We start from the raw sequence: 24,319 nt of genomic DNA, 5'->3' as shown, positions 1-24,319 counted from the left end.
TTTTGTTTTACCTTGATGGATATTGTGCAATAAAAAATGATCCTATTCACTATCTTTACTAAAATAAAATCGATACCATTAGTACAAAAAACTGACGATAGTACAATCACGTAAAAAAACCAAAGGATATTCTACAGTAAAGTTGTCGATTTTGTGCCATAAAAAAAACCATTGTTAAGTTATGATAAATATAATGATAAATACAGCACTTTTTAAAATCATTATTACAAGTAAAGCATTGTCGGAGAAAAACGCAAAAAATTAAGAAGGGAGTTTTATTTATGAAGGAAGCAACATCGGTAGCCAATGCATCTGCAATTGCTGCTAAGAAAAAATTGTCATCGCAGTTTTTCAAAAAGGGTATCATTATTGGTTTATTATCAGGTCTTACTTATGGAATGTTTTCAGCATTCTTGACATTGGGTATGTCCAAAGGGGTTTGGGCCGACTGGTATGGTGATAACACAGGAGGATTATCAACTTTTGTTATCATATTTATCGTAGGTGCCCTTGGAAGTGCGGTAAATGATATTTGCAGTGCTATTTGGGCATTGTTTAACGTAGGCTTGAAGGGAAAACTTGGAGACTTCTTTAGAACGATTAATACTACCCCTGGTCGGATGATCATGTTGGCAGCTCTTTTAGGAGGTCCTATTGCCAATGTATCCTATGTTGTTGGTATTCAGCTGGCAGGCTCAATGGCTATCCCAATAACTGCTCTTTGTCCAGCAATAGGTGCTATTTTAGGTAGAGTGTTATATAAGCAAGAGTTAAACAAACGTATGACACTAGGTATTATTATCTGTGTTTCCGCCAGCGTCATGATTGGAAGTGTAGGTATCGGTGGTGAAGCAGCAGATAGTGTAGTACTAGGACTTATTATTGCTTTTGTAGCTGCTTTAGGTTGGGGATTTGAAGGCGTTATAGCTGGTTATGGTTCAGCTATGATTGATACTGAAATTGGTATTACCATACGTCAGGTAACATCAGGTCTTGCCAACTTACTTATTTTACTTCCTATACTGGGTATGGTAGAAGGCGACATGATGCTTTCATTTAAACTTGCTGGAGAAGCTTTTACAAGTGGTCCTGCTATGATTTGGTTTGCTGTATCTGGGTTTGTAGCATTTATTTCTTTTATGTGGTGGTATAAGGCCAACAGTATGACGGGTGCCGCTCTAGGAATGGCTACTAACGGAACGTATTCTTTCTTTGGACCACTAAGCTGTTGGTTACTACTTGGTGTAATTGGCGGTATGGAAGGCTGGAGTTTAAGTGTGATAGAATGGGCTGCTGCAATCATGATGGCATTGGGTATCTTGGTAATTGCAATGAATCCAATGGACTTATTCGGTAAAAAGGAGGAGATAGCGAATGAAGCCGCTTAATTATGCTATTTTAAAATATTTTACAAGAATAAAAGAAGCTTGTACTGAAGATGTCATTGAAGCTTTAAAAGGAGAATACGGCAAATTCAAAGCTCTTAATAAAGATGATGTACTTAATTCCTTGATGACGGCTGAGGCCAATGGTCTTCTTGAAGAAGCAAGAGTTGAACTGGATCAAGCTGGTGCCTTAAAAATTTATTATCGAGCACATCAAGAAGGTAAAGATACAATTAATAAATACATTAAAGACTGATAGAGACTAATCAAACAGAGGCAAAAAGATTGAAATAAGTACTAAACAATAAAGAATTTGAAAGGATGGAAATACGATGAGGTATTACGGAGAAGAAGCATTGGGGCTTGTTGAGACAGTGGGAATGGTTCCTGCACTTGAGGCGGCAGACAAAATGTTAAAGGCTGCTAATGTTGAACTGGTATCTTATGAAAATGTAGGTTCCACACTTGTTACGATTATGGTAAAGGGAGATATTGCTGCCGTTAAGGCGGCTGTAGAAGCAGGAGCAGCGGCGGCAGCAGCAATAGGCAAATTAACAGCACAAAATGTTATGCCACGACCTATTCAAGCCATTGGAAATATTGTTTCGCTATATGACATTGATAAATAAATACAAATGAGGGGAGATGAACTGCATATGGGTAGATATAATGCTTTAGGTTTAATAGAGACATTTGGAATCGTATATGTTTTAGAGGCTGCGGATGCAATGTGCAAAGCTGCTGATGTTGAATTAATTGGTTTCGAAAACGTAGCTTCTGGTTATATTTCTGTGCTAGTTCGAGGAGATGTAGGAGCCTGCAAAGCAGCTGTAGAAACCGGGGTAAGAGCTGTAGAAAATATGGGTTCTGAAGTTTATAGCTCGGTTGTTATCGCAAGTCCACATCAAGACATCGAAAAAATTATTTCGCGCTATTCCCTAGAAAATTTGAATCTTTAATGAATCACCGGTGCAGATAGCTAAATTAAGAAATGATTGAAAAAGAATTGGAGGGAAGAATTTTGGATATTCGTGAATTTTCAAATAAGCTGGCAGAAGCCACTAAAAATATGTCTGTAGAAGAACGATCCTCTTTAATGAAGGTTTTTGAAGGCATTTCCAAAGAAATGACAAAGGATAGTACTCCAAGTTGCACACCGTCGGATGTGAAGGAGATTGGTATTCCAGATGGTATGACGGAACGTCTTAAGAGATTGAAGGAAACCTATTTAAAGTGGAAGCCTAGCATCACTACATACCGTGCTAAAGCCATCACCAAGATTGCTAAGGAAAACCCTGGTATGCCTAAAACTTTACTAAGAGCCAAGAGTTTCCGCTATTGTTGTGAAACTGCACCCTTAGTGATTCAAGAAGATGAACTGATAGTTGGAGCGCCTTGTGGTGCACCTCGTGCTGGGGCTTTTTCACCTGATATAGCATGGAGATGGATGGAAAATGAAATTGATACCATTGGTACTCGTCCTCAAGATCCATTTTATATATCAGAAGAAGATAAGAAGTACATGCGTGAAGAGCTTTTCCCCTTTTGGAAAGGTAAATCTGTTGATGAATATTGTGAAGATCAATACCGTGAGGCTGGTGTTTGGGAGATTTCAGGGGAATCCTTTGTTTCTGATTGTTCCTACCACGCACTAAACGGTGGAGGAGACTCCAACCCAGGTTATGATGTTATCCTAATGAAAAAAGGTATGTTGGATATTCAAAGAGAAGCACAGGAGCATTTAGATAAGTTAAGCTATGAGAATCCTGAGGATATTGAAAAAATCTATTATTACAAAGCTGTTATAGAAACCACCGAAGGGGTTATGATCTATGCCAAACGTTTATCTCAGTATGCCGCTGAGCTAGCAGCAAAAGAGACGAATCCTAAGCGTAAGGCGGAACTACAAAAGATTGCTGAAATAAACAGCAGGGTTCCAGCCCATAAACCTAACACCTTCTGGGAAGCTGTTCAAGCTGTTTGGACTGTGGAGTCTTTACTAGTGGTTGAAGAAAACCAAACGGGTATGTCAATTGGTCGTGTTGATCAATACATGTATCCATTCTACAAAGCGGATATAGAAAGTGGCAGAATGACGGAATATGAAGCATTTGAATTGGCTGGTTGTATGCTAATCAAAATGTCAGAGATGATGTGGGTTACTAGTGAAGGTGGTTCTAAATTCTTTGCAGGATACCAACCATTTGTAAATATGTGCGTTGGTGGTGTTACCCGTCAAGGTCTTGATGCCACAAACGATTTGACCTACTTATTAATGGATGCAGTTCGCCATGTTAGAATCTATCAACCATCTTTGGCAACACGTATTCACAGTCAGTCACCTAAGAAATATCTAAAGAAGATTGTTGAGGTTGTCCGCTCTGGTATGGGATTCCCAGCATGCCATTTTGACGATGTTCATATTAAGATGATGTTGGCAAAGGGTGTTTCTATAGAGGATGCCCGTGACTATTGCTTAATGGGTTGTGTTGAACCACAAAAGTCTGGTCGTTTATACCAGTGGACCTCTACAGCCTATACACAATGGCCTATTGCTATTGAACTAGCACTGAACAAAGGTATTCCATTATGGTATGGTAAGCAGGTTTGTCCTGATATGGGTGATTTGGATCAGTTCAAAACTTACGAAGACTTTGAAAATGCTGTTAAGGAACAGATTAAATATATTACTAAGTTGAGCAGTATAGCTACCGTTATATCACAGCGTGTTCATAGAGAATTGGCACCAAAACCGCTCATGTCCATTATGTATGAGGGATGCATGGAAAAAGGCAAAGATGTTTCAGCTGGTGGTGCTATGTACAACTTTGGTCCAGGGGTTGTTTGGAGTGGTTTAGCAACCTATGTAGATTCTATGGCGGCTATTAAAAGATTAGTCTATGACGAAAAGAAATATACCCTACACCAAATAAACGAAGCATTAAAAGCTGACTTTGTAAGCTATGAGCAACTAAGAAATGATTGCCTACAGGCACCTAAGTATGGTAATGACGATGACTATGTAGATTTAATTGCTGCTGATTTAATTAACTTTACTGAAATGGAACACCGTAAGTACAAAACTTTATATTCTGTTATGTGCCATGGTACCTTATCGATCTCTAACAACACGCCTTTTGGTCAATTAACTGGTGCATCTGCAAACGGACGTAAAGCTTGGACACCATTATCTGATGGTATCAGTCCTACACAAGGAGCAGACTTTAAAGGACCTACCGCCATTATTAAATCCGTTTCTAAGATGGCTTGCGATAGCATGAACTTAGGTATGGTGCATAACTTTAAGCTGATGGCAGGTCTACTGGATACACCGGAGGGTGAACAAGGGATTATAACATTACTACGTACTGCTTGTATGTTGGGTCTTGGTGAAATGCAGTTCAATTATTTAGATAACAATACCTTAATAGAAGCACAAAAGCATCCAGAGCAGTATCGTGACTTAATCGTCCGTGTGGCGGGTTATAGTGCATTCTTTGTTGAACTTTGCAAGGATGTTCAAGATGAGATCATAAGCAGAACAATGTTGACACATTTCTAATGAAGTAAATTCTATGACATTTCATATTACCTGATGTTGGGTGCTCCTATGCTATAAGGCATATGGAGAACCAACTCAGGTAAATGATCTATTCTATAGATAGCTAAAGGAATCAAACGGGAGATGATAGGATATGAGCAATAATAAGGCGGCTATAACTGAAGGAAAAGGATTTATATTTAATATACAAAAATACAATATGTATGATGGCCCAGGAATAAGAACCATGGTGTTCTTTAAAGGATGCCCATTACGCTGTAAGTGGTGTTCTAACCCTGAAGGGTTGGAAGGAAAATATCAAGTGATGTTTAAAAGCAGTTCATGTACTGATTGTGGTGCTTGTGTCTCGGTTTGTCCTGTTGGAATTCATAGCATGACCGAGGGAGGAAAACATGTAATCAATCGAAGCATTGATTGTCTAGGATGTCATAGGTGCCAGAAAGCTTGCACACAAGCTGCATTATCGATTGTGGGAGAAACAAAAACCGTTGATGAACTTTTAGAAATTATAGAAGAAGACGAAGCCTTTTATGATATATCAGGTGGTGGTGTTACTCTAGGTGGTGGTGAAGTAATGATGCAGTCAAAATTTGCTGCAAGTCTGCTGAAGGCTTGTAAGGGGGAAGGCATCAATACAGCTATTGAAACCTGTGGTTATGCAAAGCTTGAATCCATGCTTCAGGTTGCTGAGTTTACTGATTTATTCCTCTATGATTTAAAGCACATTGACTCCCTAAGACATCACCAGCTAACAGGAGTAAGCAATGAACAAATCCTAGAAAATCTAAAGGAACTGTTAGATCGTGGCTATAATGTGCAAATAAGAATGCCTCTTCTAAAAGGTGTAAATGACTGTCAAGATGAGATGAAAAAAGTCCTTGATTTTTTAATGCCCTATCGTGATTATAAAAACTTTAAGGGGATAGATCTACTTCCTTATCATAAGTTGGGGGTAAATAAATACAAGCAGTTGGGGATGGTCTATGAAGCAGAAGGAGAATTTCAATTAAGCAATGATGAACTAGCCATCATTGAGGGTTGGATAAAGGAATATGATTTTCCAGTTTCAGTGATAAGACATTGATAAGTCACGTTTTTAAGACAAGAAAAGTAAAGGGGAATGAATATGAAGTTTATTACCGAAGAAGATTTGCGGGACTTATTTAGAAAAGAACCTTTTACTACTTATGCAATAAAAACTGGAGAAAGGCTTACACCAGGAGGACGTCAGTTTTTATTAGATCGTGGGATAAATATGGTTGAGGATGCTCCTGTTATTGAAAAAGACACAGAAGATATAGAGGAACCATCCAAGGAAATAAAAACAAAAGACCATTGGAAAAAGAAAATGTTCTACTGGAAGATGAAATCAATGGAAGCATTATTTCTTATTACTGCAGAGGAACTTTTAAGTAGGGATGTTCTTTTAGCCCAAAATATTATTGATTTAGGCAAAGAGTTTTCAAGTATTAGAGATGATTTCAAGAAGAATACCACTGAAACATTTGGTTGTAAAGAATGTATGGGGATAAAAGCAGAGGATTATTCTGATGATTTGGATGACTGCTTTGAAATCACGGAATTCCATATACAATTGGAAAAGGGCAGAGAGATCATTCTTTTACACAGGTTGCGTTGTGCTCTTAGAGAGATAGAACCCTTTCTTCTAGGGGTACTTGAGAAGAATGATAGTGAAAATGAATTCTATAAAGAGGTGATCGGGAAGGTTCATCAGAGTATTAATGCCTTGTCCCAAGTGATCTGTTCTATTTTTGGAGGTAAAAGATGTCAAAGAGAGAGTTAAGTTATGAATATTGTGATCAGCTTGTCCGAGACTTTGAAGATGTAGTGGAACAACCAATGATAAGGAAGTCTTCCGTCTACTATACCGGCGTAGATTTAGGTACCGCATGTGTTGTTTTAGCAGTTTTGGATGAAAACCACAAGCCAGTTGCAGGTGCTTACCGATACGCTGACGTAGTGCGTGATGGCATGGTAGTAGACTATATTGGTGCAGTGAAAGTTGTTAGAGAGCTAAAGCAGCAGATTGAAGAAAAACTAAATACAGAGCTGATTTATGGTGCGGCTGCAATACCACCGGGAACAGATACTTTGGACGCAGGAGCAGTGAAAAATGTGGTTCAAGCTGCTGGTTTTGAATTAACCAATGTGCTTGACGAACCTACCGCAGCCAATAAAGTTCTTAAGATTCAAAACGGTGCAGTTGTGGATATTGGCGGTGGAACAACAGGAATTTCAATATTGAAAAATGGTGAAGTTGTTTATATTGCTGATGAAGCAACAGGCGGCACCCACTTCTCACTCGTTGTTTCTGGTGCATATAATATGTCATTTCAAGAGGCAGAACTATATAAGCGAGAGGCTAAAAATCATAAAGAGCTGTTACCTGTATTAAAACCAGTGGTTGAGAAAATAGCTTCTATCATCAATCAACATATTAAGAATCATAACGTAGAGGAGATAGTGTTGGTGGGAGGAACCTGCTGCTTGACAGGTATTGAAGATATTATCACAAAAAAGACAGGGATTTATACCCATAAGCCCCAAAATCCTATGTTTGTCACACCTTTAGGCATAGCACTTAGCTGCACGCAAGAAGGTATCGATTAGGGGAGGTTGAAGTATGGAATTTAGAATCATCAAGTCTCCATCGAAAGGCACTATGGATATTCTTATGAAGCGGCTAGGAACAGGTATTAGCAACGACTTATGTTATGTGGATGCAATTGGTTTAGTGCAGGGTAGAATGATCGATATGATTTGTGCCGCAGATATTGCTGAGAAGGCTGTTGGTGTAACAGTAGCAGATATTAAAGGAAGTTGCCCGCAAAATATGATCATGATCGCCATATTCGGGGATACAGCTTCTGTTGAGGCAGCTATTTTAGAGATTAAATGTAATCTGGAAAAGGGGAAGGGTATATGTTAGCTGCAAGGTTAATTGATAATATATGGGCAACTAGAAAAGCAGATTCGCTGAATGGATTAAAATTTATGCTGGCAGAAATTATTGGCGGTAGTGCCAGTGGTCAGCAGCTCATTGTTATAGACAACATTGGTGCTGGCATAGGAGATCGTGTGATCATCTCCACCGGCTCAGCAGCCCGAAAAATGTTGGACAATGATAGTATTCCCGTTGATGCAGCTGTTGTAGGCATTATTGATGAAGATTGCAACTTTGGATAAGTGCAGGAGGTACAAGAATGAGTCTTCTTGATATGGTAAAAGAAGCCGGTATTGTTGGTGCAGGAGGGGCAGGGTTTCCTACCCATGTAAAACTTGGATCAAAGGCAGAATATATCCTTCTTAATGGAGCCGAATGTGAGCCGTTATTGAGGGTGGATCAACAGCTGATGGCGTTGTTCCCAGATGAAATTATAAAGGGGTTTGAGGCAGCAGGGAAGTTTGTTGGTGCAAGTAAAGCTCTTATAGGTATAAAAGCAAAACATAAAAAAGTAGTTACTATACTGAAGGAACGGATTCAGGCACTTCAGGTAGGAGACTTTGTGGAAGTGAAAGAATTGCCGGATATCTATCCTGCAGGGGATGAACAGGTACTGGTTTATGAACTAACCGGCAGGGTTGTTCCAGAAACCGGTATTCCAATTGAAGTTGGATGTGTTGTAGTAAACTCCGAAACGGCATTAAATATATACTATGCATCTATGCAAGTACCAGTTACACAAACCTATATCACGGTTGCAGGAGATATTCCCAACCCCTTAACTGTAAAGGTCCCTGTAGGTACACCTATTATAGATGTCTTAAAGTTAAGTGGCATTGAAAACTTTGATGACTATGCAGTGATTGATGGAGGGCCTATGATGGGTCCCATGATGAATAACTTAGATGGTTATGTTACGAAAAAAAGTAAGGGATTTGTCCTTTTGAAAAAAGATCATCACTTAGTAAGAAAAAAATCTGTTGATGTAGATCAAGCTAGAAGAGTGAATAGATCTGCTTGTGAGCAGTGTCGTATGTGTACAGATATGTGTCCACGTTATCTTCTTGGGCATGAAATGCAGCCCCATAAAATGATGCGTGCTTTAAACTATGCACTAACAGATGTTGAAGGACAAAAGATTGCACAGCTTTGTTGTCAGTGCAATTTATGTGAACTCTTTTCATGTCCAGCAGGACTTTATCCCAAGTTTGCAAACACCTACTTTAAAGGTAAATTAGCAGAGGGAAATATAAGATATATACGAAAAAAATCAGAATTTATAGCCCGTAAAAGTCGAGAATACCGGTTGCTGCCAAGTAAACGTCTTATAGCTAGACTAGGTTTGCATCCTTTTGATAAGCCAGCTCCTATGACAGAAGTTGAAGTAAAACCTGAAGTAGTATATATCTCAACAAGACAGCATGTAGGTGCTCCTGCGGTCCCAGTGGTTTCTGTTGGTGAACATGTTGAGGTAGGTCAACAAATAGGCAAGATTCCCGAAGATAGTTTAGGTGCGGCGATACATGCAAGCGTCTCAGGAAATATCGTTGCAATTGAAAAAGATTTTATTGTGATAAAGAGGGACGAATATGCCGAAGGCAATAGGAATGGTTGAGTTTACAAGTGTTGCCCGGGGAATATATGCAGCAGATCAAATGGTGAAGACTGCTGACGTGGAAATCGTGACTGCTGCATCTACCTGTCCTGGTAAATATATTGCAATTGTTCATGGTGATGTAGCATCGGTCTATGATTCAGTGAGTACTGGAGAAAGGGTGGCGGAGGAATACTTGGTTGATTCAATCGTGATACCCAATGTACACCCTCAGGTATTTCCAGCAATTACTGGTGCAACAATGCCAGATCATATTCAGGCTTTAGGTATTATTGAGTCCTTCGCCCAAGCAACAATGATTGTTGCCGCTGATGCGGTACTTAAAGCAGCGGAATTAGAGGCATTAGAGTTACGCTTGGGAAATGGCTTGGGAGGTAAATCCTTCTTTATCTTCACTGGTGATGTAGCAGCAGTTCAAGCTGGTGTTGAAGCAGGGAAGGCTGCTGCAAAGGACAATGGTCTTTTAGTAAATGTAGAGGTGATACCTTCCCCCTCGGATGTATTGGTGGCATCCTTACTTTAAAATATATAAGAATTTTTGTATATAGAAAAGACTATAGGTAACCAGTTTAAAGGTTTAATAAAGATACATTTTACTACGGTTGGTGTCATTCTGAGCATAGCGAAGAATCTTGATGAATACTAAGGAAAGATGATTCACTTTGCAAGATCCTTCGCTATCACTCAGGATGATAAATTCAAAAGTTTTATCCTTTATTTTTATTAAGCCCAATACGAGTTATCCATATACGAAAGGATGTGAAAGAGTGAAAAAGTTGATTTGTGCAAAGGACGTTGAAACAGCTGAAAAACAGGGACAAAAGATTATTTATATTGACAGTAATACAATTATCACACCCTCAGCAAAAGATGTGGCACAGGCTTGCGGTATAGTATTTTCTACAGAAGCACCTGTTTGTGAGACAAAGCCTGCTTGTGAAGAAAAAGCACCTGAGATGATAAAAGTATCTGAATCAGTAAAGGCCTGCGGAGATGGGTTAGACAGTGAAATGATTTATAAGTTATTGAAGGCTATGATGGATAAAGGACTTTTAAGTGGAATACTTGATTCAATTGTTAACCCTAAGTATGTAGCTGAAAGCGCTTCTAATGGTTTAAAGGTAGTACGGGGCAATTCAGTAAAGTTCGATGCTTTGGATACTGGAGATCCTGATGCAAAGGTATCCTATCAAGAACTTATCAGTAAAGATGAGTCCTCCATGAGGGCTGGATTCTTAATGATCGATGATTCTAAATTTGACAGAGAACTAACCTGCCAAGAAATTAATTATGTAATTGAAGGTGCTCTAACGGTGACCATCGATGGTAAGCCATTAACAGCATATCCTGGCGATGTTGTCTATATTCCATCAGATTCAAAAGTTACTAGGGCTTCTTCCGGTAAAGCGAAGGTATTCTATGTTACCCATCCAGCCAAAGAGGATAATCTTTTATAAGCTAGAGTAGGGAGGGCTAAGCAATGCAGGCACTTGGGTTTATTGAAACAAAAGGACTTATCGCAGCTACAGAGGGTGCAGATGCTATGCTAAAGGCAGCAGATGTAAATCTCTTAGAAAAGACCTATGTTGGAGGCGGTCTTGTTTCCATCGCTGTGACAGGGGATGTTGGAGCGGTGAAGGCAGCTATAGAAGCTGGAGCAGCCGCTGTTAAAAAGATAGACGAAAGACTGCTGATTTCACAACATATTATTCCCCGTCCCCATGAGGAATTAAACAGGATCATCCCAACCACAAAGACTGAACCAAAGGAAGAACCAGCAATTCAAGAAGTTGCAACAGTAAAAGTTGAGTCAGAAGTAATAGGTGTTGAAGAAGCAGTAGAGGAAGATTCAAAGGTGAATATAGCTCAAGAAGAAATAGCCCAAGAAGAAACAAGTGCTTTAACACAGGTGAACTTCAATGAGCTGCACCATAAGGAAGCAGTAGATAAGATGGTACTTGAATATGGCTTAGAAGAAATGATAGAAGCTCTTAAAAAATTCAAGGTGATAAAACTCCGCAATCTAGCCCGTGAATATAAAGACTTCGGTATAATAGGAAGAAAAATTTCTAGGGCAGATAAGAATTTATTGATAACAGAATTTAGAAAGTATTACGAGAATCATTCATTGTGTGAAAAGCCCTGTTAAATATTTTGGCTAGATAATTACAGTAACAGCTGATGGAGGCTTTGTCATCCTGAAGGAACTGAAGGATCTTGACTTATACATTGATTATAGATCCTTTGCTATCTCTAAGATGACGCTGATTGCAACCCTGAGAAATTTTTTCAGTAGCAATAGCTACCTTTAACAGAGCTTTAAGAAAAGGAGGGTTATGATTGGAGAACATTGATCGTGATTTACGTTCAGTACAAGAAGTAAGAGACCTTGCAAGATTAGGAAAAATCGCTGCAAATCAGCTTGCTGACTATACTGAAGAACAAATCAATAAGATTTTATACAACATGGTTAGCGTAGCCAAGGAAAACGCAGTTTCTCTAGCTAAAATGGCGGTAGAAGAAACTGGTTTTGGTAAAGTTGAAGATAAAACCTATAAAAATCATATGGCTTCTGTGATGCTCTATGATGCAATTAAAGATATGAAGACAATTGGTGTTATTAGAGAAGATGTACACCAGCAGGTAATTGATATAGCTGAACCTATGGGGTTATTAATGGGTATCGTGCCATCAACCAATCCAACATCTACAGCTATCTTCAAAGCAATTATAGCCATTAAGTCACGGAATGGAATTGTTTTTTCACCACATCCTGCAGCGTTAAAATGTACACTTAAGGCTGTAAATCTAATGCAGGATGCAGCAGCAGCAGCAGGAGCACCTGCAAATATCATAAGCAGTATTTCCACGCCAACAATGGAAGCTACAAATGAACTAATGAAGCATAAGGATATTGCTATGATTATTGCAACTGGAGGACCAGGGATGGTAAAGGCATCCTATAGTGCAGGTAAGCCTGCATTAGGTGTAGGTGCTGGCAACTCACCAGCTTATATTGAAAGAACTGCTAATATTCAAAAAGCAGTTAGCAATATTATTGCAAGTAAGACCTTTGATCATGGTACAATTTGTGCCTCGGAGCAGTCCATCATTGTGGAAGAATGTAACCGTGAAGCGGTGATCGCTGAGCTTAAAAAGCAGGGTGGATACTTTATGACAGCAGAAGAAACGAAAAAAGTTTGTAAGCTGTTATTTAAAAATGGACACACCATGAATGCTAAGTTTGTAGGCAGGTCTCCACAGGTGATTGCTGAGGCAGCAGGAATTTCTATTCCAGAAGGAACAAAGATTTTAATAGGGGAGCAGCAAGGGGTTGGTGAGGAATATCCATTATCCTATGAAAAACTAACCACAGTTATTGCCTTCTATACGGTGAAGGATTGGCATGAGGCATGTGAACTTAGTATACAACTACTTCAAAACGGCATAGGACATACCATGAGTCTTCATACGGAAGATAGAGATATGGTAATGAAGTTTGCCAAAAAGCCAGCCGCTCGTATTTTAGTAAATACAGGCAGTGCTCAAGGGGGAACTGGTGCCAGCACTGGTCTCATACCTTCCTTTACATTAGGTTGTGGTACATGGGGAGGAAGCTCAGTTTCTGAAAATGTTACACCAATGCATTTGGTCAATATTAAAAGAGTTGCCTATGGTCTGAAGGATTGTAGTACTTTAGCTTCCGCTGATGCGTCTTTTAGCTATCCTGAACTAAATCCCCCTGGAAATTCCCCTTCCTTCAAAGGACTGAAAATAGATTGTACTGATCATGAAAAGCTTTTGAGCCTAGTAAATGAAATCGTAAAAGCTATGAAGGGAGCCAACTAAGGATGGAGAATCAAGAAGCTATCTTAAAGCTTTTACTAGAGGCCCTTGAAGTAAATACATCTTCAGCAGTAAAAACAGAGGAAACCTATGAAATTCCAGTAGGGGTTTCCAACCGCCATATTCACCTGTCACAGGCAGATATGAATTGCTTATTTGGAGAAGGTTATCAGATGGCTAAAATGAAAGATTTGTCACAGCCTGGGCAGTATGCTTGTAAGGAAACAGTAACAATCTGTGGACCAAAGGGAGCAATTGAAAAGGTCAGAGTTCTTGGTCCAGTCCGGAGTTACACGCAGGTAGAAGTTTTAGTAGGAGATTGTTTTAAGTTGGGGGTAGCCCCAGAGATCAGATTATCAGGGGATTTGCATGGAACGCCTGGGATTACATTAGTTGGTCCAAAGGGTTCTGTTCAAATCACAGAAGGTGTGGTTGTAGCACAGCGACACATCCATATGAACTGCCAAGATGCTAAGCGTTTAGGCGTGGAGGATGGAGAAGTGGTCACAGTTGAAATAAGTGGATTAAGAGGCGGTACCTATAGTAATGTTGCTATTAGAGCAAATGATGCTTCTGCTTTAGAGTTTCATGTGGATACAGAAGAAGCAAATGCTATGCATATTCATTCATCATCAAAAATCAAAATACTAAAATAAAAAATCTAGGAGGAATAAAAAATGAAATATGATGCATTAGGAATGATAGAAACAAAGGGTTTAGTAGGAGCTGTTGAAGCTGCAGACGCAATGGTGAAGGCAGCAAATGTTTATCTAGTTGGTAAAGAGCACATTGGTGGCGGTTTAGTGACAGTAATGGTAAGAGGTGACGTTGGTGCTGTAAAAGCGGCGACAGATGCTGGAGCTGCAGCTGCACAAAGAGTTGGAGAATTGATCTCAGTGCATGTTATTCCACGTCCACATGTTGAGGTTGAAGGTATCCTTCCAGCAGGAAAAATAGTAAAGGAAGATGTAAAATAAGAAGCATTATTATGACTTAAACTATGACTTAAACAGAAGGGCAGAAATAAAATTCTGCCCTTCTGTTGTTTAATATTTAAATTTTCCAATACTTTCCTGCATTTCTCCGGCCAATTGTGCTAAGGATTCACTACTACTGGCGATCTCCGCCATAGCAGCAGTCTGTTCCTCTACAGAAGCAGAGGCCTCTTCTGTACCAGCTGCATTTTCTTCAGCTATTGCTGCTAGTCTTTGCATAATATCCGCTAATTCATTTTTATTTTGATCCATCGTTTCTACAGAAATCATTGATTTGTTGATAACGGTTTTGACGGTCTCTACCTGCTCAGCAATACCAGTAAACTTACTTTCCGTCATCTCCACACTTTCGACTTGTTCTTTAATGGTGGATAGAACCTCCTGCATAATTTCAACAGCTTTTTGAGAATCCCCTTGTAAAGTTTTTAACATCCCATCTATTTCTTTTACTGAATAGGTAGATTGTTCCGCTAGTTTTCGAACCTCTTCAGCGACTACAGCGAAGCCCTTTCCAGCTTCTCCTGCCCTTGCAGCTTCAATAGCTGCATTGAGTGCTAGTAAATTTGTCTGTTCTGCAATGCCTTCAATAATTTTACTGGCTTCACTAATTTTTATTGCACTTTGATTGGTATCAGTAGTACTTTTGTAGATGACTTGTATTGCATTGTTGCTATTGGTTGTTTTATCTGTAAGTGCTTTTATGATGGTCATACCTTCATCTTTTAAATGTGTTAATTGCTGCATTACTTGATTAATGCTGCTTATATCTTTTGAATTTTCTTCTATAGTTTCGCTTAACTCACTTGTTTTTAATACCCCGTCCTCTGTATCTTTTGCTTGATCATTGGCACTTTTAGCAATTTCTTCAATAGTTTTAGCTACTTCATCCCCTGCCATAGCTGACTGCTGACTGGTGGCGGTTAATTGTTGGGAAGATGAAGCTAGTTTGTGAGATAGGTCTGCGGTGCTTTTTATTAAGCTTACAAGATTATCTCGCATCCTCATCAGTTCATTGGTAATGCTTCCTATTTCATCTTTTCTATCTAAATATTTTACTGCTTCATTCTTTTCATCAAAGGTCAAGTCATAGTTTGATAGTTGATTGATCACTTTCGATAAACCAATAATGGGGTTGACTACTTTTGTAGAAACCATTAGAGAAATAACTGTAATAAGTATTGTACCTATCAATATCATTAGAAGATATTTTTGAAGCAAACTATTTAAGGGTGCATAGGCTAGTGCCTTATCAAAAACAATACCAAAGGTCCAATTGGTAGTAGGAATCTTGTTGTACATCATAAGTTTTTCTATACCATTGTCCTCATACTCTTCAACGCTATTTTGTTGCTCCTGCATAATATAAAAAATCTCTCGATAGTTTTCATGCTCTTGCAGCTTGGTATTTACCATTTCATCCTGAGGATGTGCCAGTACTGTGCCATCTTCACCTAACAAAAAGGCATAGCCTAATCCCTCGAAGGTCATGGTTTTAATCAATTCTGTTAAGGCTTCTAGGTAGATATCTGTTGCTACAACCCCTATTGCTTCTCCCTCGGTATTTTTCAAAGGAGCAGTAGCCCCCACAGAGATATTACCAGTATTTGCGTCTACGTAGGTTTCTGTAAAGGTTGCCTGTTGTGCTTTTATTCCTACGCGGTACCAATCTCTTTCTTTAGCAATATAATCTGCCGTAGGTACAAAGCCACTTCCAGTTGTAAATCGGCTATCCTCCAATGCTAGATAAAAATGATTCATGTTTTGATCAAACCCTGTAGGTCTTAAAAAAGGATTATAGTTTTGAAAGGAAAATAAAGTCTCCCACATCTCTTCTTTTTCAACAATTTTTGCTACTGTTTCTACTGATAAGAGTTTTTTTTCCAACCACTCATCAATGTATAAAGAAGTCGTTTTTACTTCAGCATTTAGATAAGTAAATATATGCTCCTCTACATTTTCCTTGGCATCATAATAGCCAATAAAGGAGTTAGCTATAAGAATGATTAAAAATACTGCAATAAAAGTGATAGACAATTTAGCTTTAAGTTTCATGTGGTCTGCCCCCTATGGTAGATTTAAATAAATTTTTTTGAGGTGTTAAAAGATATATTTTTTGAATTTTGCATTATACAGACACCTTTCTGTCTTTTTAGACAATATTCTGTATATATTTACAAATTTTTACAAATTACTGTCTTATTGTATAATAAATCCCATGCTTTATCAAGAAATTTTTGCTTTTTATTTTAATGATTTCCATTGAAATCTTTACATGCTATCAGTAACTTAATAGTATTCTTTATTAATTACACAGCATTTACGACTATTTAAAGGATTTTGCTTTATAAGTAAAGAAGTTAATTTGTATACTAAAAATAAGTACTATACTAGATAGAAGTAATTTCTTTGCTTTTACAAGGTTTTTTATTTGTTTCCAACTCCTTCATTTGACGTAGAGGAGTTCATTAAAAAGAGGATTAGCAGTAAGGCTAATATTGGGAAGGTAGAAGATATATTTTATGATAAATGCAAAGACAAAGCAAATGGAGTTGCTAAAAGATGTCTTAATAAAGTGATTTTAGGAGATATATAATAGTGAGGACACAGATCAGGGAAGCGCAGTGGGATTTTTCTGTGTCTTGAAAGGAGTTTTTATTTGGAAAAGATTAGGAACATTTATAAAAAAAGAGTTGCTTATTATTCTAAAACAATATCTAAGTTAGCAAAATCCATAAATACTCTTGGAAACCTGAGATTATTGGCAGGGATCATAGGGGTTATTAATGGAATATTTTTTGTGGCTTCAAGAAACAGTCTCATTGCTTTGATTATATTCTTTATATCTATTGCTGTATTCATCTATCTAGTAAGTATCTACAACAATCTTCAAAGGAGCGAAGATTATATTACTTTATTAAAGACCATCAATGAGGATTCCATCAAAAGATTAGATGGAGATTGGACGGATTTTAAAGATGATGGAGCTGAATTTAAAAATAGACAGCATAGGTTTAGTGAAGACTTAGATATATTTGGAGAAGGTTCTCTTTTTCAATGGGTAAGCAGATCTACCACACCTATGGGAAAAATTGCTCTTGCTAAGATGTTATCGGAGCCAGAGAATAAAAAAGATGTAATCAATAAACGACAGAAGGCTGTTGAAGAACTATCAAAAAAACGCTGGTGGAGGCAAAGACTTCAAGTAGAGGGTTTGTTAATTGATAACAGATATATGAATAAGGAGAGGTTCCTCCAATGGGCAACCAATGCCAATGGAAGTTTCTCCAATGCATGGGTAGTAGTAGGGATAAGGTCACTACCTATTATTACTATGAGCCTTCTTGTCATGGCATATTTAATAAATATCGTGCCTAAATCCGTAGCCATACTGGCAGTAACGCTGCAAGGTCTTTTGCTTCTAATAGATATGAAAAGACGAAGCAAGACATTGGACTTAGTATACACCTATAAAAACATGATTAGAGTATATAGTAGGATGCTGGATTATATTGAAAAAGGAAATTTTCATGCTGAACATTTAAAAGAACTACAGCAAAGTTTAGTGAATAATAAAGGGCTGACTGCTGGTCAACAGCTGAAAAGTCTGGAAAAGCTTACAGATAGAATTCTAAATAGAAATAATCTAGCGTTTTTTCCTATAAATATTTTAACCCTTTGGGATTATCAATGTATGATTGGTTTGGAGGCTTGGAAAAACCAATCAGGAAGATTTGTGGAGAAGTGGTTAGATACAATAGGAACAATGGAGGCATTGTCAAGCCTAGCAAATATAGGTCATGATTATCCTCAATGGACTGTTCCAGAGATTTTAGATAGTCCTTCAGTTTTCCTGGGAAAAGTAGTAGGACATCCATTGATTGCCAAGGGTCAGGTATGCAATGATATTGCTATCCAAGAACCCTCGAGGATATTATTAATCACTGGCTCCAATATGTCAGGAAAGAGCACTTTATTAAGAACAGTAGGCATAAACTTAGTCCTGGCCTATGCAGGGGCTCCTGTGTGTGCTTCTTCTATGAAATGTTCTATAGTGAATTTATATACCTGCATGAGAATCAGCGATAACCTTGAGAGGAAAATCTCTTCCTTTTATGGAGAGCTGTTAAGGATCAAAGAGATCGTAGCGGCAGCCCGAAATAGTGGACAAGTGTTTTTTCTGATAGATGAGGTGTTTAAAGGAACCAATTCTCATGATCGTCATCTAGGTGCTAAGTTCCTTATAAAGCAGTTGGATCAAGATAGAGCTATGGGGCTAATATCTACCCATGATCTTGAACTGGCAGATATTGAACAAGAAAGTAAGGGAAGTGTGAAAAATTATCATTTTCAAGAGTACTATAAAGATAATGAGATAAGATTTGACTATAAGCTAAGAAGTGGAGTTTCTACTACAAGAAATGCGCTACATCTTATCAAAATGGCGGGAATAAAAATAAAAGATGAGTCGTAGGTTATAGATAACCAATTTTATACCTTAACAAAATACGACCTCCTGCGGTTTCAGAAATGAACAATGTTAACAATTCATTCCAGTGAAAAATCCTAAAATTTGCAAACTCGCTAACGCTCAAACATGCAAATTTCTTTACGGATTTTCCACTTCCATGAATTGAACATTGTAGTCATTTCCTGCAAATGCATCCAGTCTGCATTTTATTAAGCTTTGTAGTTGGTTATCTATAGGCAATATGGATGATAAAACATTACCTCCTCAATAAAAATATGAATTAAGCTTACACTAAGTCACAGAATAAGCTATACTGAGTATAGGATCATGGAGGTGATGTGATGAAAAAATTAAAATTATTGGAGATACCCGTACAAAAGCAAAACATCAAATTGTTGAAGGCAGGATTGTTGCTAAGTTTATTAACAGTCTTGTTAATTAATAGCTTTTTTATTCCCATGCCAGAGGGTACTTCTTACGAAGGATCCTTCAGTGATGTATCAAACATAGAATTTATATATGATCTATCCTATAAGAAAAATGGGGAAGTGGTACGAGAGCATAGAATTTTCCAAGAATTAATAGATCTAATTGAAGGGGCGGAGGAATTCATTATTATAGATATGTTCTTGTTTAATGATGATTACAGCAGAAAAAATGAATTTCCTAAACTATCGGAGAAACTGACAGATACATTGATACAACAAAAGGAAAAACGCCCTAATTTAAAAATAATGTTTATAACAGATGAGATCAATAATTTTTATGGTGCCTATGAATCCAATCACTTAAAGCAATTAAAGAGTAATGACATCGATGTAGTGGTTACTGATTCTACGAAAATGAGAAATCCCAATCCTTTGTATTCAGGTTTTTGGAAGACATTTTTACAGTGGTTTGGAACAGAAGGAAAAGGATGGATTAGAAATCCTTTTAGTGAAGATTCTCCAAAAGTGACATTGCGATCTTACTTAAAGCTGTTAAAATTTAAGGCGAATCATAGAAAAGTATTGATTACAGATAAGGCAGCAATTGTGACCTCTGCAAATCCTCATGATGCAAGTGCTTATCACTCCAATATTGCTTTTAAGGTAGAAGGGGAAGTCATTAATGATTTAATAAAAACAGAACAAGCTGTAGCAAAATTCTCAGGTAATGATTTTGAGGATATTGAGTATATTAGCAGTGAAAGTACTATAGAAGATATCAAAGTCATGGTAATTACTGAAGGAAAAATAAGACAACATATTGTCGATGGAATAAAAGCCACCAAAGCTGATGATAGAATTACCATAGGTATGTTTTATTTAGCTGAGAGAAGGATTATAAAAGAACTAATCAAAGCATCTGATCGAGGGGTAGATATTCGATTGATACTTGATGCAAATAAGGATGCTTTTGGCATAGAAAAAAATGGCATACCCAATAGGCAAGTTGCAACAGAATTAGTGAAAAAATCGAAGGGTAAAATACAAGTGAAATGGTATAATACCTATGGAGAACAATATCATGCAAAGTTGATGGTGATTGAAAATGATCATGCAGCCACCATCATAGGCGGTTCCGCAAACTTTACTGTTAGAAATATCGGAGATTATAACTTAGAAACAAACTTAAAAATAGTAGCACCGAAGGAGAGCAGGATAACAGGAGATGTACTAGAGTACTTTGATAGAATATGGGAAAATCAAGAAGGGAATTATACTGTTGATTTTTCAAAATACCAAGAAGAGAATTTCTTCAAAACCATGATGTATCGTTTTCAAGAGTGGAGCGGATTATCAACTTTTTAAACCATAGGTAATTGTAACATTAGAACTTGAAAAATCCCACAGCTAAAGCAGTGGGATTTTTATTTTGCAATTAGTCATCATAGCTTATTGGCTATCCAAATAAGTTCATCAGCTACTAAAGAGCCTACAACAGCTAAGTCTTCTACATGTAACTGTTGTACAGCTGAAGGATCGTAAAGAACCGCAGCAGTGGCGTCAAATTCTTCATCTCCCAACCATAAAATTAAAACTATTGGTAGATTGGGCAATACATTAATTTCAAAGCCTATATCTCCAGAAGGATATTTTTTGCCTCCAATTTTAGAAACAGCCTTTGAAAAAAGCTCTCCTTTGTTTCCAAAAAAACCTACTAATTTACTGATACCTTGGCGAGCAAAATGATCGTAGGTATGACCAACGCCTTTAAGTTCTCTAAAAGGCACCCATTTCTTTACAAGTGGCGTCTTAGTACACCGGTGAAGATAGCTAATAAGTAAAATTTTTAAACCACACTTTTCATCATCTAGGAGAGGACTTTCCTCATGTGGTTCTTTTAGCTGAATGCTTCCTGCTGGATAAGAGATGAGATATTCTCTATTTAAGTAAGTTAAGGTAAATTGTTTTTTATCAGCATCATATAAGGCACCGCTTTGTATTGCCATTTCTGTGGGATCATGCTTGGCAAATTCTAAACACAAATTTTCATAACAAAGCTTGTAATTATTTTTCTTATCTTCACTCATAAGTAAGAACCTCCTTTATTTTTAATCTTATAGCATAAACTATTTAAGGTTTGCAGATAATTGAAAAAATTTCTTGGAGAAGAAAAAATATCCATCTCATTTCTTATAGTTTATCACGCTTCTATACTTGATGTCTAACACTCTTATATATTGTTTTAATCAATAGATTTTATAGATGTCCAACCTAATGGTTAAAATTATGCATAAATTATCCATGTAGCTTGACTTGTGCAATATTTTTAGTTATATTTAATTTTTATCACTACATCAAGTAATTGCACAACTCAAATAATTAGTTGTTTATAAGTGTTTCCAACTTGGATATCTATAATAAGACATCACTTTTGGGGATACAATAAATGATGCAGCCCAACAAGAATCAAATAAATCTGCATAGCAAAGCAGGAGGAATAAAACATGTCTATAAGATTGAAAGCACTCTTTGAGTACGATAAAAAAGAAGAATTTTTACATAAATTAACTGAATGGATTGGTGATGTTTTTTATGATATCCTACCAGAACATGGCTATGAAGTTCGGGAGGAACAAATATTTACTGCCTTTCAACTTGCGGATGCAGTTTGCAATAAAAAAGTACACTTAGCTGAAGCGGGACTTGGTACAGGTAAGACATTTGCCTATTTACTTACAGCAATCGCCTATGCTCGTTTCAGTGGGAAACCTGTAGTGATTGCATGTGCCTCGGCAGCACTTCAAGAACAGCTTGTAGGACCGAAAGGAGATATTCAGACGCTTTCTCGTATACTTGGATTAGAGATAGATGCACGGATGGCAAAGGATCCACGGCAGTATATCTGCGATGTTCGGGTAAATGAATCAAGAAGCTTTTTTACTGACACATCAGACACAATGTCTAATGAGATTCGTCAATGGCTAGAGAAAACCAAGCATGGCGAACGTTCAGAAATGCCACTGATACCAGATCGTACGTGGAGGCAGATAGGTTGGGATGAGTCTATGTCTTGTGATACGTGTTCTAGTCGTGGATTTTGCAAACTTGTTAAAGCAAGAGAGCATTATCGACCTACGAAGGATTTAATTATTGCTGACCATGAAATCTTCTTTCATGATTTATGGACACGAGAAGAAAGGATTGCTGATGGTAAAAGACCTATTCTTCCCAGCTATTCCGCAGTCATTTTTGATGAGGGGCATAAGGTTATGCTTCCAGCAGCCATGCAGGCAGGACAACAAATTATTAAGGAGGATATAGATGACATTATCCTCATATTAGAACAAATCCAAGGAGCTAGGGAATCTCTAATTTCAGTAGTGATTGCCTTAGAAGAAGCTTCTTCTGATTTTTTTTCAAGACTTAATCACTGTGTGATGGCAGGTGAACATTCGCATCGCTTAGCACTTCGAGTAGATAGTATGCTACTTAAAGCAGCAGCTGCTTTTTATAGGGCCTTAGACAGATTACTTCTTGAGATACAAATTGAACAAGAACTATACATAGAATCTCTCCCTGCAAGTTTGCTGCAAACCTTTGAAGTTCAAATAGAAAAGGTAATGGTGGCATTAAACAGATTTTGCAAAAATAGAAGTAAGGATGTGATCATTTGGGTAGATCGGTGGGATAACAGTTTTTGGGTGGTTCCAAGGAATTTAAGTGAGATGCTAAATACACATTTGTTGGACAAGGGATTACCTGTAGTGTTTACCTCTGCGACTTTAAGCAATGAAGGTGATTTTAGTTATTTTTCTCGAACACTTGGGTTACAAAACCCATCTAGTTCTACTGTTGGAAGTTCCTTTGATATTGAAGAACAAGTTGTTGTTTATTTACCTCAATCTCAGCTAAATGGCTATGAGGGCACTAGGTTTTCCCATAGCATTAAAGAATTAGTAGCTTTATTAAAGTTAAATAAAGGGCGTGCCCTAGTTCTTACCAATTCCTTAGATGAAGTAAAGAAAATTAGAAAAGGACTAGATGAGCATCAGCTGCCTTTCGAGATTTTATGGGAGGATAGAGGAGAGCGAGGATATCTGGTACGAAAGTTTCGAGAGGAAGTATCATCTGTATTGATTGGTGCTAGTTTTTGGGAGGGAATCGATGTACCTGGTGAGTCACTATCCCTTCTTATCATTTGGCAGCTTCCTTTTCCACCTTTAGATCCTTTAATTGAAGTACAACGTAAAGAAGCAAAGGAAGAAGGACTAGATCCAGTGACGAAAATAGATTATCCTGAAATGGGTCTGAAACTAAAACAAGGATGCGGTAGATTGATCAGAAAAAAGGATGATCGAGGATCGATAGTCATCATGGAGTCTGTGATAGGAGCCCCTTGGGAAAAAATAGTCACAGGAGCACTACCTTCTGGAGCAAGAATTAAAGCAGTAGAAGAGCTATTAGACTATACAAAGTAGTAGCCACACACCTATAGAGAACTCTTCTTTAAAATACTAACATTCAGATACATTGTAAAATAGCAGATCAATACAAAAACCACCTATTTTAGGTGGTTTAGTTATTGTAAAGCTCAAAAATACTCTTAAAGGCTATCAAATTTTACTAGATAAGTAATAAAATTCAAGGTTAGAGAGGATAATTCTATTTAGGAACTACCCATTTTTCTACGCTGATTACTTGTCTTTTTTGATAGCTGACTCTGTTTACTTGTGTTGGTATTCAAAGAATTACCTTGAAATGTTCCATTTGCTTTCCCTTGTTTTTTTGCTTCAAGCATCTGCTTCATAGCTTCTTGCAAGCTCATCTTTTTCTTTTCAGTAGTTTTTGTATCTGGTTCTTTGTTTTCTACATTAGACATATTTGCAATTCTCCTTCTTAACTTAAAGTAATGATACATATTTCATAGTCAATCAATATTATAATACACAAAAAGCAAGTAAACAATGGGATAATTGAATCTTATGCAACAAGATTTTTTATAGATAAGAGCATTGAAAAAAATATTAATAGTTTCTATACTTTAGGGTATAAGTT

Annotated in this window: 22 protein-coding genes and 1 pseudogene; 20 read left to right on the top strand and 3 right to left on the bottom strand. The window is 37.5% G+C overall.

Annotated features, from left to right (window positions below; genetic code table 11):
- Window positions 1-281: 281 nt before the first annotated feature.
- The 17 genes and pseudogenes from CACET_RS14740 (at window position 282) to eutM (ending at window position 14,350) form a co-directional block, all read left to right on the top strand.
- Window positions 282-1,388 (top strand): membrane protein, encoded by a 1,107-nt coding sequence (locus tag CACET_RS14740; protein WP_044824495.1) that lies wholly within the window; start codon window positions 282-284, stop codon window positions 1,386-1,388.
- Window positions 1,375-1,641 carry a hypothetical protein gene (locus CACET_RS14735; protein ID WP_044824496.1) on the top strand — a complete coding sequence of 89 codons (267 nt, stop codon included), beginning with the start codon at window positions 1,375-1,377 and terminating at the stop codon, window positions 1,639-1,641. Before CACET_RS14740 ends, CACET_RS14735 begins: the two co-directional genes overlap by 14 nt.
- A gap of 76 nt (window positions 1,642-1,717) precedes the next feature.
- Window positions 1,718-2,014, top strand: a complete 297-nt coding sequence (locus tag CACET_RS14730; RefSeq protein ID WP_044824497.1) for a BMC domain-containing protein — start codon at window positions 1,718-1,720, stop codon at window positions 2,012-2,014.
- 27 nt (window positions 2,015-2,041) lie between these two features.
- The gene (locus CACET_RS14725; RefSeq protein ID WP_044824498.1) at window positions 2,042-2,344 is read left to right on the top strand and encodes a BMC domain-containing protein; all 303 of its coding nucleotides are present in this window, start codon (window positions 2,042-2,044) and stop codon (window positions 2,342-2,344) included.
- A 32-nt stretch (window positions 2,345-2,376) separates the two neighbouring features.
- The gene (gene cutC / locus CACET_RS14720; protein ID WP_479722634.1) at window positions 2,377-4,947 is read left to right on the top strand and encodes a choline trimethylamine-lyase; all 2,571 of its coding nucleotides are present in this window, start codon (window positions 2,377-2,379) and stop codon (window positions 4,945-4,947) included.
- A gap of 133 nt (window positions 4,948-5,080) precedes the next feature.
- The gene (gene cutD, locus CACET_RS14715; RefSeq protein ID WP_044824500.1) at window positions 5,081-6,031 is read left to right on the top strand and encodes a choline TMA-lyase-activating enzyme; all 951 of its coding nucleotides are present in this window, start codon (window positions 5,081-5,083) and stop codon (window positions 6,029-6,031) included.
- A gap of 42 nt (window positions 6,032-6,073) precedes the next feature.
- Window positions 6,074-6,751 (top strand): hypothetical protein, encoded by a 678-nt coding sequence (locus tag CACET_RS14710; protein ID WP_044824501.1) that lies wholly within the window; start codon window positions 6,074-6,076, stop codon window positions 6,749-6,751.
- Window positions 6,733-7,578: an ethanolamine utilization protein EutJ gene (eutJ, locus tag CACET_RS14705; RefSeq protein ID WP_044824502.1), complete on the top strand. Its 846-nt coding sequence runs from the start codon at window positions 6,733-6,735 to the stop codon at window positions 7,576-7,578. Before CACET_RS14710 ends, eutJ begins: the two co-directional genes overlap by 19 nt.
- A gap of 13 nt (window positions 7,579-7,591) precedes the next feature.
- Window positions 7,592-7,897, top strand: a complete 306-nt coding sequence (locus tag CACET_RS14700) for a BMC domain-containing protein (RefSeq protein ID WP_044824503.1) — start codon at window positions 7,592-7,594, stop codon at window positions 7,895-7,897.
- Complete coding sequence (locus tag CACET_RS14695) at window positions 7,891-8,154, top strand: EutN/CcmL family microcompartment protein (protein WP_044824504.1); 264 nt, start codon at window positions 7,891-7,893, stop codon at window positions 8,152-8,154. The genes CACET_RS14700 and CACET_RS14695 overlap by 7 nt, the downstream gene beginning before the upstream one ends.
- A gap of 17 nt (window positions 8,155-8,171) precedes the next feature.
- Entirely contained in the window at window positions 8,172-9,527 is a 1,356-nt protein-coding gene (locus tag CACET_RS14690) for a 4Fe-4S dicluster domain-containing protein (protein WP_048407546.1), read from the top strand.
- The gene (locus CACET_RS14685; protein WP_044824506.1) at window positions 9,502-10,050 is read left to right on the top strand and encodes a BMC domain-containing protein; all 549 of its coding nucleotides are present in this window, start codon (window positions 9,502-9,504) and stop codon (window positions 10,048-10,050) included. The genes CACET_RS14690 and CACET_RS14685 overlap by 26 nt, the downstream gene beginning before the upstream one ends.
- 244 nt (window positions 10,051-10,294) lie before the next feature.
- Window positions 10,295-10,984, top strand: coding sequence for a cupin domain-containing protein (locus CACET_RS14680; RefSeq protein ID WP_044824507.1), 690 nt, complete (start codon window positions 10,295-10,297; stop codon window positions 10,982-10,984).
- A 23-nt stretch (window positions 10,985-11,007) separates the two neighbouring features.
- A pseudogene (locus tag CACET_RS21440) lies at window positions 11,008-11,274 on the top strand (BMC domain-containing protein); the annotation flags it as partial.
- 593 nt (window positions 11,275-11,867) lie between these two features.
- Window positions 11,868-13,376, top strand: coding sequence for an acetaldehyde dehydrogenase (acetylating) (locus CACET_RS14670; protein ID WP_044824509.1), 1,509 nt, complete (start codon window positions 11,868-11,870; stop codon window positions 13,374-13,376).
- Between the two features lie 2 nt (window positions 13,377-13,378).
- Window positions 13,379-14,029: a phosphate propanoyltransferase gene (locus tag CACET_RS14665; RefSeq protein WP_044824510.1), complete on the top strand. Its 651-nt coding sequence runs from the start codon at window positions 13,379-13,381 to the stop codon at window positions 14,027-14,029.
- A gap of 21 nt (window positions 14,030-14,050) precedes the next feature.
- On the top strand, window positions 14,051-14,350 hold the full coding sequence (gene eutM, locus CACET_RS14660) for an ethanolamine utilization microcompartment protein EutM (RefSeq protein ID WP_044824511.1): 300 nt from the start codon (window positions 14,051-14,053) through the stop codon (window positions 14,348-14,350).
- A 69-nt stretch (window positions 14,351-14,419) separates the two neighbouring features.
- Here eutM and CACET_RS14655 read toward each other — a convergent pair whose 3' ends face one another.
- Entirely contained in the window at window positions 14,420-16,420 is a 2,001-nt protein-coding gene (locus CACET_RS14655; protein WP_044824512.1) for a methyl-accepting chemotaxis protein, read from the bottom strand.
- A 604-nt stretch (window positions 16,421-17,024) separates the two neighbouring features.
- Here CACET_RS14655 and CACET_RS14650 point away from each other — a divergent pair.
- Both CACET_RS14650 and CACET_RS14645 read left to right on the top strand, forming a co-directional pair.
- Complete coding sequence (locus CACET_RS14650; RefSeq protein ID WP_052661353.1) at window positions 17,025-18,839, top strand: MutS-related protein; 1,815 nt, start codon at window positions 17,025-17,027, stop codon at window positions 18,837-18,839.
- A gap of 338 nt (window positions 18,840-19,177) precedes the next feature.
- Window positions 19,178-20,629, top strand: a complete 1,452-nt coding sequence (locus CACET_RS14645; RefSeq protein WP_044824514.1) for a phospholipase D family protein — start codon at window positions 19,178-19,180, stop codon at window positions 20,627-20,629.
- A 77-nt stretch (window positions 20,630-20,706) separates the two neighbouring features.
- Here the strand turns inward: CACET_RS14645 and CACET_RS14640 are convergent, their stop codons facing one another.
- Window positions 20,707-21,351, bottom strand: a complete 645-nt coding sequence (locus tag CACET_RS14640) for a DUF3786 domain-containing protein (RefSeq protein ID WP_044824515.1) — start codon at window positions 21,349-21,351, stop codon at window positions 20,707-20,709.
- 417 nt (window positions 21,352-21,768) lie between these two features.
- On the opposite strand from CACET_RS14640, the gene CACET_RS14635 reads away from it, so the two are divergent.
- A complete protein-coding gene (locus CACET_RS14635) occupies window positions 21,769-23,742 on the top strand; it encodes an ATP-dependent DNA helicase (protein ID WP_044824516.1) in 1,974 nt (657 codons plus the stop codon).
- Window positions 23,743-23,930: 188 nt separating this feature from the next.
- On the opposite strand, the gene CACET_RS14630 is transcribed toward CACET_RS14635, so the two are convergent.
- Complete coding sequence (locus tag CACET_RS14630) at window positions 23,931-24,143, bottom strand: hypothetical protein (RefSeq protein WP_044824517.1); 213 nt, start codon at window positions 24,141-24,143, stop codon at window positions 23,931-23,933.
- Between the last annotated feature and the right edge of the window lie 176 nt (window positions 24,144-24,319).

The sequence above is a fragment of the Clostridium aceticum genome (assembly GCF_001042715.1).
Taxonomy (GTDB): domain Bacteria; phylum Bacillota; class Clostridia; order Peptostreptococcales; family Natronincolaceae; genus Andreesenella; species Andreesenella acetica.
The sequence above is the reverse complement of the archived record's forward strand: the minus strand, read 5'-3'. Positions and strand labels throughout refer to the sequence as shown.

Bases quoted from the DNA above. Each gene is read 5' to 3' on its own strand.
- CACET_RS14740 (WP_044824495.1), top strand. From the start codon at position 282: ATGAAGGAAGCAACATCGGTAGCCAATGCATCTGCAATTGCTGCTAAG.
- CACET_RS14735 (WP_044824496.1), top strand. From the start codon at position 1,375: ATGAAGCCGCTTAATTATGCTATTTTAAAATATTTTACAAGAATAAAA.
- CACET_RS14730 (WP_044824497.1), top strand. From the start codon at position 1,718: ATGAGGTATTACGGAGAAGAAGCATTGGGGCTTGTTGAGACAGTGGGA.
- CACET_RS14725 (WP_044824498.1), top strand. From the start codon at position 2,042: ATGGGTAGATATAATGCTTTAGGTTTAATAGAGACATTTGGAATCGTA.
- cutC (WP_479722634.1), top strand. From the start codon at position 2,377: ATGATTGAAAAAGAATTGGAGGGAAGAATTTTGGATATTCGTGAATTT.
- cutD (WP_044824500.1), top strand. From the start codon at position 5,081: ATGAGCAATAATAAGGCGGCTATAACTGAAGGAAAAGGATTTATATTT.
- CACET_RS14710 (WP_044824501.1), top strand. From the start codon at position 6,074: ATGAAGTTTATTACCGAAGAAGATTTGCGGGACTTATTTAGAAAAGAA.
- eutJ (WP_044824502.1), top strand. From the start codon at position 6,733: ATGTCAAAGAGAGAGTTAAGTTATGAATATTGTGATCAGCTTGTCCGA.
- CACET_RS14700 (WP_044824503.1), top strand. From the start codon at position 7,592: ATGGAATTTAGAATCATCAAGTCTCCATCGAAAGGCACTATGGATATT.
- CACET_RS14695 (WP_044824504.1), top strand. From the start codon at position 7,891: ATGTTAGCTGCAAGGTTAATTGATAATATATGGGCAACTAGAAAAGCA.
- CACET_RS14690 (WP_048407546.1), top strand. From the start codon at position 8,172: ATGAGTCTTCTTGATATGGTAAAAGAAGCCGGTATTGTTGGTGCAGGA.
- CACET_RS14685 (WP_044824506.1), top strand. From the start codon at position 9,502: ATGCCGAAGGCAATAGGAATGGTTGAGTTTACAAGTGTTGCCCGGGGA.
- CACET_RS14665 (WP_044824510.1), top strand. From the start codon at position 13,379: ATGGAGAATCAAGAAGCTATCTTAAAGCTTTTACTAGAGGCCCTTGAA.
- eutM (WP_044824511.1), top strand. From the start codon at position 14,051: ATGAAATATGATGCATTAGGAATGATAGAAACAAAGGGTTTAGTAGGA.
- CACET_RS14655 (WP_044824512.1), bottom strand. From the start codon at position 16,420: ATGAAACTTAAAGCTAAATTGTCTATCACTTTTATTGCAGTATTTTTA.
- CACET_RS14645 (WP_044824514.1), top strand. From the start codon at position 19,178: ATGAAAAAATTAAAATTATTGGAGATACCCGTACAAAAGCAAAACATC.
- CACET_RS14640 (WP_044824515.1), bottom strand. From the start codon at position 21,351: ATGAGTGAAGATAAGAAAAATAATTACAAGCTTTGTTATGAAAATTTG.
- CACET_RS14635 (WP_044824516.1), top strand. From the start codon at position 21,769: ATGTCTATAAGATTGAAAGCACTCTTTGAGTACGATAAAAAAGAAGAA.
- CACET_RS14630 (WP_044824517.1), bottom strand. From the start codon at position 24,143: ATGTCTAATGTAGAAAACAAAGAACCAGATACAAAAACTACTGAAAAG.